Raw genomic sequence first — 14,812 nt, 5'->3', positions numbered from 1 at the left:
GCCTAAACAGGTTTGTTAATAAGATTCCAAAGTTATATTAACTAATGGATTAAATATAACTTTGCAGGAATAGAAAATTTATGAAAAAAATCGCAATTGTTGTACAAAGATATGGTTTAGAGGTTAATGGAGGTGCAGAATATCATTGTAGAATACTGGCAGAAAAGCTTAATCCTTTATTTGATCTGGAAGTGATTACTTCATGTGCCAAGGATTATACCACATGGCGGAACGAATATCAACCTGGTGTTTCAAGTGTCAATGGGGTTAAAGTCAGGCGATTTGAAGTTGTACAAGAGCGAAACAAAAAAAAGACTCAATCTATTGAACGGAGGCTGAGAAAAAAAACCTTTTTCCATAAAAGTCTGCAGCTGTTTGGAATTCTTTCTTTTGTGGAAACACTATTTAACTTAAACGATAATCTCAAAGAGCTTGGGAATGAATGGGCGAAACAGCAAGGACCATATACGCCTTCACTTATTGATTTTCTACAACACAATAAGCAGTACTATGACGCCGTTATTTTCTTTACCTATCTATATTATCCTACTTTTTATGGATTACAGACTGCATCCGAGCGATCTATTTTAATCCCCACTGCTCATGACGAGCCACCAATCTATTTTCCTAATTTTAAAAGCTTTTTTAAGCTACCTAAAGCAATTTTATACAATACTAAAGCTGAGCAGCATTTCGTCAATCAGCTCTTCCATAATGAAGGGATTTACAGTGACGTAGTGGGTGTGGGAATAGATGAGCCTATTTATTATGTAAGGCCAGACCTAATACCTGTAACGGATCCTTATATTATTTATATCGGAAGGATTGATCCTGCAAAGGGATGCGATATTTTGTTTGAGTATTTTATTGAATATAAAAAAACTGACACTAGTAATTTAAAGCTTGTTTTAGTGGGGCAGCCGTTCATGGAGATCCCAACGCACAACGATATCTTGCCTCAGGGTTTTGTAAGTGAGGAATTAAAAGGGGGCTTATTGCAATATGCCAAGGCATTAATTATTCCTTCATTTTATGAAAGTTTATCATTAGTTACATTGGAAAGCATGATGGCAGGGATTCCGGTTATTGCCAATGATTTTAGTGAAGTGTTAAGAGACCATATTGAACAAAGTGGCGGAGGGTACCTGTTTTCGGACGGCCAAACTTTTAAAAAGGCACTCGATAGATTAACGAGTCCGGCAACCGATTTTGCATTGCTAAAAAGCAATGCAAAAAAATATGTTGTAGAGAATTATAACTGGGATGTGGTAATTGATAAAGTAAGTAAAGCAGTTGATTATGTTTCCTCGGAAACTAATCGTTAAAAGCCTGCATATCAATTAACCTTTTATAAAGGCCGTTCTGACTCATCAATTCACTATGGTTGCCTGTTTCAACAACACTTCCTTTATCTATAACAACGATTTGATCAGCGTGCTGAATGGTGCTCAGTCGGTGGGCAATAACAATTGAAGTACGGTTTTTCATCAGGTTATTTAATGCCTCCTGTACTAGTTTTTCAGATTCGGTATCCAATGCAGAGGTAGCTTCATCGAGCAACATAATTGAAGGATTTGCCAATACTGCCCTTGCAATACATACACGTTGTTTCTGGCCTCCTGACAACCTGTTGCCGCGGTCACCTACAAACGACTGGTACCCGTTTTCGGTATTCTGAATGAACTCATGTGCATTCGCGATTTTTGCAGCAGCGATTACTTCTTCTTCTGTTGCATCAGGTTTCGCAAAAGCAATGTTATTAAAGATTGTATCGTTAAATAAGAAAGATTCCTGATTCACGATCCCCATTTGTGCGCGGATGCTTTCTACAGTTAAGTACTTGTAATCAAAACCATCAATTTTAATACTTCCTGATTTAGGATCATGGAAGCGTGGGATGAGATCCATCAAAGTGCTTTTTCCGCCACCAGAGGGACCGACCAAAGCAATGGTTTTGCCTTTTTCGACATCGAAATTGATGTTATTCAGAATTTGTTTTTCGCCATAGTTGAAAGAAACATTCTCAAATTTTATAGCACTATTAAAGCCACTTAAGGGTTTCGCATCATCGGCATTCACCAATTGAGGTTTGGTGTCAATTAAGTCCAATACACGCTCTCCTGCGGCAATGCCTGAGTGAATACCACTAAATGAATCAGTTAGTGCTTTTGCAGGGCGCATCACCTGAGAGAAAATAGCTATGTAAGCAATAAAGTCTGCTGCAGCCAAAGCATTAGCTTCTTTGTTGATGATAAGTGAACCGCCGTACCACACTATTGCCGAAACCATTAGTACACCTAGAAACTCGGAAACAGGGGAACCGAGCTGCTGACGGCGGGTCATTTTTCTCGTTAGGTTTGAATAGTAAATATTTTCCTTATTGAACTTTTCTTTAATCCGTTCTGTTGAATTAAAAGCCTTGATGATTTTGATACCACTTAAAGATTCATCTAAAAAGCCAATCATTTTGGCAAACGACTCGTGAGATTCCTTCGCCTGTTGCTTCAACCTTTTTACAATCTTGCTGATAATAAAGCCGGAAACCGGTATCACCAATAACGAGAATAGTGTTAACTTCACTGATATGTTAAATAGAAAAAATATGTAAACGATCAAAGTTACAGGCTCTTTAAAAACAACCTGTAAGGTGTTCGTCACAGTAAACTGAACAACTTGTACATCAGATGCCACTTTTGAGATAATATCACCCTTACGTTCATTATTAAAAAAAACAACATGCATATTCATTACATTGTTAAACACCGTTTTACGAAGGTTTAAGAGTGTATGAACGCGTAAATCTTCCATGTACCGTTGTGAAAAATACTTGAATAAGTTTGAGAGTAATACTGATGCAATGATTACTATACAAACCAGACCTAAAGTCTTTTCGAGGCCATGAGTTGCGCTATATTGATTTACCGTTTGTCTAAATTGTCCTAGTATATCAAAAGATGATGAAGCCTTATCCACCAATGATTCCTCCTTTTGGCCTTTGTTTGTATTCAAAAGTGTTTCAAAAAGCGGAGACAGCAGTGCTAAATTTAGCGTGCCAAATAAGATCGACAACAGCGTTGCGATTACGTATGGAATTGCAAACTTTTCTATTGGCTTGGCAAAAGATAATAACCGAAAGTATATTTTCATCAAAAATGTTTAAATGCCAAAGTTAAGCATTTAGACAAGTTATTTAATAAAGACGGTTAAGCAATGGCTCTAAATCGACATTTCGATGATTTCTAATGTATTATTGCATCAGTTGAAATAATAATTTGAAAAAATAATTCTTTCTTTGCAGGGCTAATTATTGACTACCTATGTTGAACAGATTTCGTTGGAGTATCTTTTTAAATCAGAAACTTGTTTACGGTTTATATATTTTGTTGGCGGTTGTTGCCGCATTGAAACAATATTTGCATCACACTTTCAATAACTACCTCATCTTTAAATATACTTTCTGGCACCTGATTGATTTAGAGCCTTTATACGTCAATTCACCGCTAAACCCTTATTTGGATTGTAACCATTATGGTCCGGCATTCGCTCTTTTTATCGCTCCATTTGCAGTTTTACCTGATTGGGCGGGAACGGTTTTATGGAATGTTGCAAATGTCATTGTACTGCTTTGGGGAATTTTCAGCCTGCCGCTCAATAAGAATACCAAAATTATTATTGGTTATATCTGTGCGCATGAAGCGTTGACAGCCCTTTTTAGCTATCAGTTTAATGTGGCGCTGACAGGTACTATATTATTGAGCTTTTCCTATATTCTAAAAAAGGAAAATTTTAAGTCTGCTTTTTTTATTGCATTTGGTACAATGGTAAAATTGTATGGGATAGTGTCGCTCGCTTTTTTCTTTTTTGTAAAGGATAAATGGAAGTTTATTTTATATGGATTAATTTGTCTGATATCGTTTTTTTTAGTGCCGATGATTTTTTCCTCCCCGGCGTATATTTTAAAAACGTATCATGAGTGGTATATATCTTTGGTTGAAAAGAATGATAGCAACACTACGCTAGACTCCTTTCAGGATATTTCGCTAATGGGCTTGGTGAGGCGGGTTGCACATAATAAAGACATCCCTAATGGCCCCATGCTGCTCGGGGGACTAGCATTGTTCCTGTTGCCTTACATGAGGATCAGTCAGTACAAAGAAGTTGCGTTTAGGTTAATGTTGTTGGCCTCTACCTTGATTTTCACCGTTATTTTCAGCACCGGTTCAGAATCTCCTACCTACATCATCGCCTTTGCAGGCATTGCCATCTGGTTTATGTTGCAACCGAAGAAAAATTGGTTGGTAATATCCCTGTTAATTTTCGCTTTTGTGGTTACCAGTTTATCCCCAACAGATATTATTCCCAGAGATGTCCGTTATTTTATCAGGATTTATTCACTGAAAGCATTGCCATGTGCAATAATTTGGTTCACCATTATCTTTCAGATGTTGACCATGGATTTCAAAAAGCATGATGAAACTAATCAACTTTCGCCAGTTAGCGATTTATAAAGTTGCCAGTGTGCATCAGCGCATTTTTCCCAGCTGAATTTTTGAGCATGTGCTCTGATTTTATCAGCAGAATCTGTACTGAGGTAATGTTCCATTCCTTTATTAAAAACATTCTGCATATACGCTGGCTCAAAGTTTTCAAAATAATAAGCGTGTTCGCCGCCTATCTCGGGCAGTGAGGTTCGGGTGGATAAGAATACAGGCTTACCAAAGTTCATTGCCTCAATAACGGGAATCCCAAAGCCTTCTGCCAGCGACGGAAATGCGAATGCCGTGCAATTTTTATAATACCAGTATTTGTCCTCCTTGCCTATCGGGCCGGTAATGTGTACACGGGTTTCAACGCCGTGTTTTTTTGCCTCATCAAGGATTTCTTTCACATAATCAGAATTTTCTTTTCCAGCTATCACCAGCTCAAGTTCATTGCCAGCCAGCAAACATGGCAAAGTATGAAAGTTCTTTTTTGGAATAACCGTACCAATGGCAAATATAAACTGCTTTTGAGGGCGGTAAACCGGTGAGTCGAAATTAGGGTAAACCTCAAAGTCGCAGCCATTATAAATAACAGATATCGGTTTGTCGACTTTTAAATGTTTTAAAATATCTTGTTTGGTAAAATCAGATATAGCGATAATCTGGTCAGCCTTGTCAATAGTTTCCTGGTGTTTTTTGAGCAGCTTAATTCTTTTGGTGTCAGACTTTTCTTCATGTAAAAAATTCAAATCGTGAACAGTCACTACAACCTTGATTTTGCGCGATTTGGGTGGAATGTACCATGAAGTTTGATGCGCAGCATGCCATACATTGACATTTGCGGGCAAAATTGGAAAAATAAATTTATGGAGACTATTTTGATTAATAAACAGCGAAGTGTTTTTGAAGAAATGCTGGTCTCCTTTCCTCAAATATAAACCAACTACGTCAGCAGTTTCTTTTGTATCCTGAAGGGCATTTCCTAATTTATGGCAATATTCGAATAATCCGGTAAAAGGATATTTCATCCTTTCGCAGTCAAAAATCACTTTCATAAGCGGATTATTATTTCTTTGAAATGAGTTTATAGTTTTTATATTCACCTATTCTCCATCCGGTAAGCATCTCAATTCTATGTAAAAACATTCTCCTTGGAGATAAATCTATTTTATTAGGGTTATGTACGAATGTCCAATCCTGATTAGCGATTACATCTTTCATGGTTTCCGGATGGGATTCATTAAAAGGCGCAAGTATGTCTGCTACGCTGCTGAAATCGAAAGTTTTATAATTTTTATATTGCTCTACCGTTTTTTCTTCAGATTGATAGTATCCGGTAAATCTCTTTACTTTACCTAAAAGTAAATCTGGGTTTCGGCAGTATGAATAATGGAAAATTTTAGCGTCGATCAGTTTTACTTTTAGTTTTCTGCTATTTGTATTGTTTTGATAATCTTCTAAAGTAGGATAACTTCTAAAGCCTTGCGAATCTTTATAAGAATAATAGGTCGGATTATTTCTGATGATCCGAATTTCCCGGCGATGCCATTTTCTAGTAGTCCCAATATGTTTGTAATCGCCTATAAAGTGGAGAAAATCAAATAAAAAGCCTTCTACTTTAGTGTCATAAAGGTTGTCTTCCATTGCCTTCTTGATTTTGGGTAAGGCTTTTTCATGAAATACCTCATCAGATTGGATATGAAAAACCCAGTCTCCGGTTGCAGCCTTTAAACCAATATTAGCCTGTTGAGCGAAAACTTTTCCCCCCTGTATAAGCGAATCATCCCATACGGTATCAATAATCCTGATTTTATCCGATCCGATTGCTTCAATTGCCTCTCTGGTACCATCTTCAGATTTACCTACAACAGCAATAAATTCATCACAAAGGGGCAAAATGGATTTGATTGACTCGATTACAGGATAGCCATATTTAAAGCTATTTCTCATATAGCTGAAGCCGCTTACTTTCATGTATACTGGATTTGGATCACCCTTATTATCGTATAAATGCGATCGTCGATTAAAAATAAATCAGTTTATTTGTACAAAGATAGTTTTATTGATGAATACACATCTATCCATTTTAAACGAATTAAAACATGGCAATTATAAGGTTTTGGCAAGAACATTAACTCTTGTTGAGAACGATATTGCGCCTTCAGATTTAATTCTAAAAAATCTGGATACTTCATCAGGAGCTTTTGTTATTGGGATTACCGGCCCGCCCGGTGCAGGCAAAAGCACCCTTGTTAACGCATTAACCAGTCAATTGGTTGGTGATGGAAAAAGAGTTGCCATTCTGGCTATAGATCCCACTTCGCCATTCAATTTCGGGTCGCTACTGGGCGACAGGATTCGGATGGCTGCCCAGTTTAACCATCCCGATGTTTTCATCCGATCATTGGCCACCCGGGGAGCACTGGGGGGAATTTCTGCCAAAACCATTGAAATGGTCGACGTATTAAAAGCATCAGACTTCGATGTGATTCTGATCGAAACTGTAGGTGTAGGTCAATCGGAGGTGGAGATTGCCGGACTGGCTGATAAAACAGTTGTGGTTCTGGTTCCTGAATCAGGCGACGAGATACAAAATATAAAATCCGGTTTAATGGAAGTTGCCGACTGTTTTGTGGTGAATAAAGCAGACCGGGATGGGGCGGAAGTTTTTGCCAATAACCTGCAGAAGATGATCCATCAGGGGGTAAAATCCGTTCCTGTGATCAAAACGGTAGCCGATCAGGGGATTGGTATTTCCGAGCTCGTAAAGTGGATTGAGCAGCCTCTTGAAAGCGACAATAAGAGGAAAGTTTTCCTGCTAGCAGAAAAGGCCTGGAAAATTATCCAACATCGAAAAATGCAAGCTATTGATAAAATAAGGCTGCATGATGAAATTCAGGCAGCTTTATTAAAGAATGACTTTAATGTTTATCGTTTTGCGGAGAGCTTTATTAAATCAGACGGCTAATTCGTCGAAATGTGATCTACTTTTTTTAACCCTTTGTTCGTGCCTGATTAACACCTTGGTAACCTTTTCTGTACCCATCCTTAACCTTTTCTGTACCTATTGCTTACCCTACGTTAACCCATTGTTAACCTATTCTTAACCCCCAGGGTTAAGAATAGGTTAACAAATACTCAACAAAAGGTTAATCCGGAGATCATGAAGTAGCATCATTAATAGTAACAATTGCTTACCGGGTTAAATGGCCAAAGGTGCGTTATCCGTTCATGATATCTTCAATCTCTTCTGCATACAGAGGAATATCTGCCATTAAATCGATATTTCCATTTTCAGTAATCAGAATATTGTTTTCCAGGCGAATACCAAGCCCTTCTTCAGGGATGTAAATGCCCGGTTCTACTGTCAGTATATTTCCGGCTGCAAATGGCGTGTACCGCCCTGCAAAATCATGTACGTCTATTCCCAGATGATGGGAGTTGCCATGCATAAAATATTTTTTATAGGCTGGCCATGCCGGATTCTGGTTTTTTACATCATCCGTTGCTATTAACTTAAGCTTAATGAGCTGCTCTGTCATTAATTCCCCAACTTGTTCGTGGTAAGTATTCCACACTGTCCCCACCCCAATTAATTGAATTGATTCTGTCATCACATGATGCACAGCCTTGTAAACGTCTTTTTGTCGTTGGGTAAATCTTCCGTTCACCGGGATTGATCTGCTCATATCTGCATTGTAGTTGGCATATTCTGCTCCAAAATCAAAAAGAATCACATCACCATCCTTACATTCCTGGTTGTTATCATTATAATGAAGAATATTTGCGTTATTCCCTGAAGCAATAATTGGCGTATAAGCATGCCCTGTTCCGCCCTGCCTGATGAACTCATGGATGATTTCTGCCTCTATTTCATATTCTTTTACGCCGGGTTTTGTAAACTTTAGTACCCTGATAAAGGCATCTCTGGTAATGGCAGCTGCTTTTTTGGTGAGTTCTACTTCCACATCAGATTTCACCGCCCTCAGTTTCCGCATAATTGGAGCTGCTCTTTCGAAATGATGCAATGGATAGTTGGCCTTCATTTTGTCAATAAACCTGATATCCCTGTAAGGGACAGCATGGGCATATCTATCGTTTTCGTTTGTGTTTAAATAAATATGGTCAGCATAATGAACAATACTATGAAGTATATTATCAAAATCTTCCAGCCAGTAAACCGACTGAATACCGGAAGCACTCTTTGCCTGCTCTTTTGTATATTTATATCCTTCCCAAACTTTGATGAAATCATTGGTCTGTCTTAAAAACAGGACTTCTCTGTATAAAGGATTAGGACAATCTGGGTATAACAGTAATATTGTCTGTTCCTGATCGATGCCTGATAAATAAAATAAATCGGGGTTTTGCTTGAATATAAAGCTTTGATCACCGCTCCTGGGGAACTCGTCATTGGCATTGAATATAGCTAATGAATTGTTTTTGAGTTCTTTAGTGAAGTTTTTTCTGTTTAATATAAATAATGACTGATCAATAGTTGGATATTTCATAAGTAAGGCAAATTTAAATAAGAAAATGCCAAATGTAAGAAAATGATTATTCAGGGGGAAGTTTGGAACGGAGTTTGTATAAATGTTTGAAATTTTAAATATTTGTTTAATTTTGCGATTACTAAAAAATTAATCAATTAAATTGTTTAACCCTTAAAAAAGAAAAAAGATTATGAATTATTCTACTTTAAAGAAAAGTGTTGCGCTTTCTTTAGTGGCATTAACAGGAGTAGCTTCTCTTGCTGTCGCTCAGGATGCTCCTGCAACTACTTCTTCTGCCAAGGTATTTGGCGGAAGGGCTCAGTACAGAACTTGGTCGATCGGTGTACACGGTGGTGTTTTAATGCCAGTTGTTGCTATCGGTGGATCAAATGACTTCAACAGATGGGATGCTAACTTAGGTTACGGTTTAAACATCCGTAAGCAATTAGGTCACTCTTTCGGTTTAGAATTAAACGGAACACGTGGTAAACTTTCAGGTACTAACGAAGGTATCACTACAGGTGTTAGAGAATTCGAAACAGAATTACAATATGCTGTTGACTTACGTGGTGTAATCAACGTTGGTTCAATCGATTTCTTACGTCGTGAGAATTCAGTTGGTTTCTTCGTAACTGCGGGTGGTGGTTTAATCGCTTACGCTCCAAAAGTAACTTTAACTAACGGAACTGTTATCGATTGGAAAGGTAGAGCTACTGGTCCTGCTGATGACAGACACGATGCTAAAGATTACGTAAAAGGTTTCTATATTCCAGTTGGTGCTGGTGTTAAATTCAAAGTTTCTGAGCGTGTTAACTTTAACTTAGGTTACACTATGAACTTTGTTGATGCTGATAACGTTGATGGAGTTTATGCAAAAGGAACTACTAAAGATAAATATTCTTACGGTTATGCTGGTTTAGAATTCTCTTTAGGTTCTTCAGCTAAACCAAGCTTAGAGTGGACTAACCCATTAGCTACTATGTACGATGAGTTAAAAGATCCAACTTTACGTCAAGAAGTTGAAGCATTGAAAAACCGTGTTTCTGCTGTTGAGAAATCTGTTGAAGATTTGAAAAAAGATTCTGATGGTGACGGTGTTGCTGATCAATTCGACAAATGCCCAGGAACTCCTGCAGGTACTGCTGTTGATGGTTCAGGATGTCCACTTCCAAAAATGGATACTACTGCAGCTGCAACATCTAATGTAACTGGTTTCGAGAAAATCGCTTTTGATTTCAACTCTTCAGTTCTTAAAACTGAGTCTTATCCTACTTTAGATAAATTATCTTCAACTTTACGTGAAAACGGTGGTAAAGTAACTGTAAACGGTTACGCTTCTAGCGAAGGTACTGCTGCATATAACTTGAAGTTATCTAAAGACAGAGCAAACTCTGTTAAAACTTACTTAGTAAATTCTGGCGTTAACGCTAGTCAAGTTGCTACTAAAGGTTTAGGCGAAGCTAATCCAATTGCTTCTAACGATACTGAAGAAGGTCGTATCCAAAACCGTCGTGTTGAAACTGCTAGAAACTAGTATTTCAATATAAAAGTTAAAGAAGAGTCCCGATGAAAATCGGGACTTTTTTTGTGTCTTTTATTTTCCATATAACGCTTTTTAGCTAAGTTTGTGTAATGTACTTCTTCAGAAAAAAGGATCCTAACAGGCCAACAAATACGAATATTAAAATTATGCACTTTATCAATGCACTGGCGATTACGATCTTTCTTGCAGGAATTATTTACAAGCTTATTCAGTGGCTAAGTCACTAGTCAATTCCATCTTATGAAAAAAATAATCAATACAACAAATGCGCCCGCTCCGATTGGCCCATATAGTCAGGCCGTGCAGGCAGGAAACTTTTTATTTATCTCCGGGCAGATTGCGATTAATCCTGAAAACGGTGAATTAAATCTAACTAATATCGAAGAGGAAACCCACCAGGTGATGCGTAACCTTAAAGCTGTTTTACTTGAAGCAGGTCTAACTTTCGAAAACGTAGTGAAGTCGAGTATCTTTTTAAGCGACATGGGCACTTTTGCGCAGGTTAACGAAGTGTACGGGCAATACTTCAAATCAGATTTTCCAGCTCGTGAGACTGTTCAGGTTTCGGTATTACCGAAAAATGTTAACGTAGAAATCTCTGTTATAGCTATTACAGGTTAATACCTGATCACTTTTTTGGCAGGCATTATTTTTCCCATAAAGGAAAATTAATGCCTGTTTCTTTTTATTAAGAATTTTATCCATTTGCTTTTGCTCTTGTTGATGCTTATTTTTAACGGATATTGCTAAAAAATATAGTCAAACCGCAGCAATAACTATTTTGCAAAATTCAATTTTAGATACACGTATAGAGTTTATTAAAGGCGTAGGACCAAGTCGCGCAGATGTGATGAAGAAAGACCTGGGTCTATTCACATATCATGATCTGCTTGCCCATTATCCTTTTCGCTACATTGACCGTACAAAGTATTTTAAAATTAATCAGATTAATCCAGATTCCACTTATATTCAGATCATCGGCCGGATAGTGAGTAAAAAGGTGATCGGGGATAAAAGAGCAAAACGTATTGTTGCTGTTTTTAAGGATGACACCGGATTAATGGAACTGGTTTGGTTCCAGAGTCTGAAATGGGTAGAAGATCATATTTTGGTAGGCGCCGCATATGTCGCCTTTGGGAAACCAACGCTGTTTAATGGTACATTTAGTATCTCTCATCCGGAAATGGAATTGTACCAGAACCGGTCGGTAGGGAGAGGTAACCTGACCTTACAGCCGGTGTACCATTCTACAGAGAAGCTTAAAAAATTTATGCTTGATTCGAAAGGCATTCAAAGGCTTATCGCCGGTTTGCTCGATCAGGTGATTCCTCAGGTTCCTGAAACTTTACCTGCCTATATTTTAGATAAGTATCAATTGGCCGATAAAAAAACGGCCTTACTAAATATCCATTTCCCTAAAAACCAGAGTGAGTTAAATGCTGCGGAACGCCGCTTAAAGTTCGAAGAGTTATTTTTCATCCAGCTGCAGTTGCTGCACAACAAACATTTGAGGCAACTCAAATTTAAAGGGGCAACTTTCGATAAGGTTGGAGATAAGGTTAACCGGTTTTATAATGAATTTCTTCCTTTTGAACTCACCAATGCACAAAAGCGTGTAGTAAAAGAAATCAGGATAGATACACAACGTGGTGTGCAGATGAACAGGCTTGTTCAGGGAGATGTAGGAAGTGGCAAAACAGCTGTAGCTTTAATGAGCATGCTGTTGGCGAACGATAACGGCTATCAGGCTTGTATGATGGCGCCTACTGAAATTCTTGCCCGACAACATTATGCCTCTATTGTAAGTCTGGTTACGGATGACCTGGTGAAGGTGGCTATTCTTACGGGAAATACCAAAAAGAAAGAGAGAACGCTTTTACATGAGCAGCTTGAAAACGGTGAAATCGATATCCTGATCGGAACCCATGCTTTAATTGAAGATAAAGTGAAGTTCAAAAATCTGGGTCTGGTGGTGATTGATGAACAACACCGCTTTGGCGTTGAACAGAGAGCCAAACTTTGGCGGAAAAATATCATTCCGCCCCATATATTGGTCATGACTGCTACCCCAATTCCCCGTACACTGGCTATGACGTTGTATGGTGACCTGGATGTTTCCATAATTGATGAGCTTCCTGCTGGCAGAAAACCCATTGAAACAAAGCATTTGTTTGAAGGGCAACGCTTGCGGATGTTTGGTTTTATGAAACAGGAGATTGCCAAAGGAAGACAGGTGTATATTGTTTATCCCCTCATTAAAGAAAGTGAAAAACTCGACCTGTTGCATCTTGAAGCCGGAGTAGAACAGTTGAGCTACCAGTTCCCCCGTCCCGATTATCAGATTAGTATTGTACATGGACAAATGCCCAATGTCGATAAACAGTTCGAAATGCAACAGTTTATTGATGGGAAAAGCCAGATTATGGTGGCAACAACGGTAATTGAAGTTGGGGTAAATGTTCCCAATGCATCGGTAATGGTGATCGAGAACTCTGAACGTTTTGGCCTTTCTCAGCTCCATCAATTAAGAGGACGGGTTGGCCGTGGTGCAGAGCAATCGTTTTGTATTTTGATGAGTGGGAATAAATTAAGCAAGGAGGGTAAAGTACGTTTGGAAACGATGGTACGAACCAACAATGGCTTTGAAATCTCTGAAATTGATTTACAGCTACGTGGTCCGGGAGATATTACCGGTACGCAGCAAAGTGGCGTGTTGGATTTAAAGCTAGCTGACTTAGCTAAAGATCAGATTGTGCTTTCAGAAGCCAGAAATACAGTCATTGAAATTTTTGCTGAGGACCCTCAATTGGAAAAGCCTGAAAACAGGATCTTAAAAATTCATTTGCAAAAACTGGAGCGTGGAATTTCCTTTGATAAGATATCTTAATCATCATCGCACAGTAACGTTTATAATAGTATTTTGATTCCATTGTACTTTTAGTTTTTCAAACCTTAGTTTTGCAGAAACATTTTTCAAGTGGCAGATTCAGACCCCAATCCGGTTGTAACAAAACCCGACCCCTTTGCAGCCTTACGATATAGAGAATTCAAATCGTTTTTAGGTATGCGTTTTTTCTTTACTCTGGCCTATCAAATGCAGGCCGTGGTTATCGCTTATCATATTTATGATTTAACTCATGATCCTCTAAAGCTTGGTTTAGTCGGACTTTGTGAAGTAATACCGGCAATCTGTATCGCCCTTTATGGCGGCTACATTGCTGATAAAAGTGAAAAAAGAGGGCTATTAATCAGGATTTTTTCGGGCGTGTGGCTAGCATCAGTGCTGATGTTGTTCATTACCAGTGAATACCTCCACCTGAAAGAGGATTTGATAGTTTTGATTATGTATGGATTGGTTTCTTGCATCGGTATTGCGAGAGGCTTCTTCGGTCCGGCTACGTTCTCTTTAATGTCTAAAATTGTTCCTAAAGAACTGTATCCGAATGCGAGTACATGGAGCACCAGTAGTTTTCAGCTGGCTACGGTTATCGGACCATCATTAGGAGGTTTAGTAAATTGGCTTTGGGGCATTACCGCGGCTTATACTGTAATCGTTTTCTTTGTTTCCGTTGCTTTAATTTGCATATTCACCTTTAAAAAACATCCGGCTACCTATCTGCCAACACAAGATATTTTTAACAGTTTAAAAGAGGGTATTCAGTTTGTGTTTAAAACCAAAATGATGGTTTGGGCAATGAGCCTGGATTTATTCTCGGTGTTTTTTGGAGGAGCTGTGGCGCTGCTGCCCATTTTTGCCAAGGATGTTTTCCACCTCGGCTCTTTCGGTTTGGGGATGATGCGTGGTGCGGCATCGTTGGGGGCAGTAATTACCATGCTGGGTATGACACGGTTTTCACCAATGGCAAAACCATGGCGGAATCTACTGATCGCAGTTACAGGTTTTGGCCTGAGTATCATTTGTTATGGCCTGTCAAGAAACTTCTACCTTACATTGTTTTTCCTGTTTTTAGAAGGCTCTTTCGATAGTGTTAGTGTGCTTATCCGACAAACCATTATGCAATTGCTTACACCCGACGAAATGCGGGGAAGGGTGTCTGCGGTAAATAGCATGTTTATCGGTTCATCAAATGAAATCGGCGAATTTGAGTCGGGACTTACAGCAAAGTACATGCGCCTCGTACCTGCTGTGGTTTTCGGAGGAAGTATGACGATTGGAATTGCCTTTTTCACCTGGCTGAAAACTAAACCACTCATAAAGCTCAGTTTGCAGGATATTAATGAGCAAACCACTAAATGATAAAACCCGTTATATAAATCTATAAGGCTTTCACAGC

The 14,812-nt window shown here is 38.6% G+C and carries 12 protein-coding genes; 8 read left to right on the top strand and 4 right to left on the bottom strand.

The genetic code is table 11. The annotated features are described in order from the left end of the window. Positions 1-80 precede the first annotated feature (80 nt). Entirely contained in the window at positions 81-1,325 is a 1,245-nt protein-coding gene (locus tag R2Q80_RS06655) for a glycosyltransferase family 4 protein (protein WP_316798851.1), read from the top strand. Here the strand turns inward: R2Q80_RS06655 and R2Q80_RS06650 are convergent. Further along, positions 1,315-3,147, bottom strand: coding sequence for an ABC transporter ATP-binding protein (locus R2Q80_RS06650; RefSeq protein ID WP_316798850.1), 1,833 nt, complete (start codon positions 3,145-3,147; stop codon positions 1,315-1,317). The genes R2Q80_RS06655 and R2Q80_RS06650 overlap by 11 nt on opposite strands. Before the next feature lie 170 nt (positions 3,148-3,317). On the opposite strand from R2Q80_RS06650, the gene R2Q80_RS06645 reads away from it, so the two are divergent. Continuing rightward, a complete protein-coding gene (locus tag R2Q80_RS06645) occupies positions 3,318-4,508 on the top strand; it encodes a glycosyltransferase family 87 protein (protein WP_316798849.1) in 1,191 nt (396 codons plus the stop codon). On the opposite strand, the gene R2Q80_RS06640 is transcribed toward R2Q80_RS06645, so the two are convergent. Both R2Q80_RS06640 and R2Q80_RS06635 read right to left on the bottom strand, forming a co-directional pair. Beyond that, the gene (locus tag R2Q80_RS06640) at positions 4,481-5,536 is read right to left on the bottom strand and encodes a glycosyltransferase family 1 protein (protein WP_316798848.1); all 1,056 of its coding nucleotides are present in this window, start codon (positions 5,534-5,536) and stop codon (positions 4,481-4,483) included. The two genes, R2Q80_RS06645 and R2Q80_RS06640, sit on opposite strands and share 28 nt — an antisense overlap. 10 nt (positions 5,537-5,546) lie before the next feature. Further along, a complete protein-coding gene (locus R2Q80_RS06635; protein WP_316798847.1) occupies positions 5,547-6,455 on the bottom strand; it encodes a glycosyltransferase in 909 nt (302 codons plus the stop codon). 91 nt (positions 6,456-6,546) lie between these two features. Here R2Q80_RS06635 and meaB point away from each other — a divergent pair, with 91 nt between their 5' ends. Then, the gene (gene meaB, locus R2Q80_RS06630) at positions 6,547-7,449 is read left to right on the top strand and encodes a methylmalonyl Co-A mutase-associated GTPase MeaB (protein ID WP_316798846.1); all 903 of its coding nucleotides are present in this window, start codon (positions 6,547-6,549) and stop codon (positions 7,447-7,449) included. Between the two features lie 253 nt (positions 7,450-7,702). Here meaB and R2Q80_RS06625 read toward each other — a convergent pair whose 3' ends face one another. Beyond that, positions 7,703-8,992 carry a Xaa-Pro aminopeptidase gene (locus R2Q80_RS06625; protein ID WP_316798845.1) on the bottom strand — a complete coding sequence of 430 codons (1,290 nt, stop codon included), beginning with the start codon at positions 8,990-8,992 and terminating at the stop codon, positions 7,703-7,705. A 172-nt stretch (positions 8,993-9,164) separates the two neighbouring features. Here R2Q80_RS06625 and R2Q80_RS06620 point away from each other — a divergent pair, with 172 nt between their 5' ends. From R2Q80_RS06620 to R2Q80_RS06600, 5 genes are all read left to right on the top strand, one after another. Then, positions 9,165-10,508: an OmpA family protein gene (locus R2Q80_RS06620; protein ID WP_316798844.1), complete on the top strand. Its 1,344-nt coding sequence runs from the start codon at positions 9,165-9,167 to the stop codon at positions 10,506-10,508. Positions 10,509-10,606: 98 nt separating this feature from the next. Beyond that, on the top strand, positions 10,607-10,744 hold the full coding sequence (locus R2Q80_RS06615) for a DUF6728 family protein (RefSeq protein WP_316798843.1): 138 nt from the start codon (positions 10,607-10,609) through the stop codon (positions 10,742-10,744). 13 nt (positions 10,745-10,757) lie between these two features. Further along, positions 10,758-11,138, top strand: a complete 381-nt coding sequence (locus R2Q80_RS06610; RefSeq protein WP_047800050.1) for a RidA family protein — start codon at positions 10,758-10,760, stop codon at positions 11,136-11,138. Positions 11,139-11,298: 160 nt separating this feature from the next. After that, positions 11,299-13,404 (top strand): ATP-dependent DNA helicase RecG, encoded by a 2,106-nt coding sequence (recG, locus tag R2Q80_RS06605; RefSeq protein ID WP_316798842.1) that lies wholly within the window; start codon positions 11,299-11,301, stop codon positions 13,402-13,404. A gap of 90 nt (positions 13,405-13,494) precedes the next feature. Then, positions 13,495-14,775, top strand: a complete 1,281-nt coding sequence (locus R2Q80_RS06600) for an MFS transporter (protein WP_316798841.1) — start codon at positions 13,495-13,497, stop codon at positions 14,773-14,775. The last annotated feature ends 37 nt before the right edge of the window (positions 14,776-14,812 follow it).

Source organism: Pedobacter frigidisoli (assembly GCF_032678525.1).
Lineage (GTDB): Bacteria > Bacteroidota > Bacteroidia > Sphingobacteriales > Sphingobacteriaceae > Pedobacter > Pedobacter frigidisoli_A.
This window is presented reverse-complemented; position numbering and strand designations above follow the sequence as displayed.

Bases quoted from the DNA above. Each gene is read 5' to 3' on its own strand.
- R2Q80_RS06655 (WP_316798851.1), top strand. From the start codon at position 81: ATGAAAAAAATCGCAATTGTTGTACAAAGATATGGTTTAGAGGTTAAT.
- R2Q80_RS06650 (WP_316798850.1), bottom strand. From the start codon at position 3,147: ATGAAAATATACTTTCGGTTATTATCTTTTGCCAAGCCAATAGAAAAG.
- R2Q80_RS06645 (WP_316798849.1), top strand. From the start codon at position 3,318: ATGTTGAACAGATTTCGTTGGAGTATCTTTTTAAATCAGAAACTTGTT.
- R2Q80_RS06640 (WP_316798848.1), bottom strand. From the start codon at position 5,536: ATGAAAGTGATTTTTGACTGCGAAAGGATGAAATATCCTTTTACCGGA.
- R2Q80_RS06635 (WP_316798847.1), bottom strand. From the start codon at position 6,455: ATGAAAGTAAGCGGCTTCAGCTATATGAGAAATAGCTTTAAATATGGC.
- meaB (WP_316798846.1), top strand. From the start codon at position 6,547: ATGAATACACATCTATCCATTTTAAACGAATTAAAACATGGCAATTAT.
- R2Q80_RS06625 (WP_316798845.1), bottom strand. From the start codon at position 8,992: ATGAAATATCCAACTATTGATCAGTCATTATTTATATTAAACAGAAAA.
- R2Q80_RS06620 (WP_316798844.1), top strand. From the start codon at position 9,165: ATGAATTATTCTACTTTAAAGAAAAGTGTTGCGCTTTCTTTAGTGGCA.
- R2Q80_RS06615 (WP_316798843.1), top strand. From the start codon at position 10,607: ATGTACTTCTTCAGAAAAAAGGATCCTAACAGGCCAACAAATACGAAT.
- R2Q80_RS06610 (WP_047800050.1), top strand. From the start codon at position 10,758: ATGAAAAAAATAATCAATACAACAAATGCGCCCGCTCCGATTGGCCCA.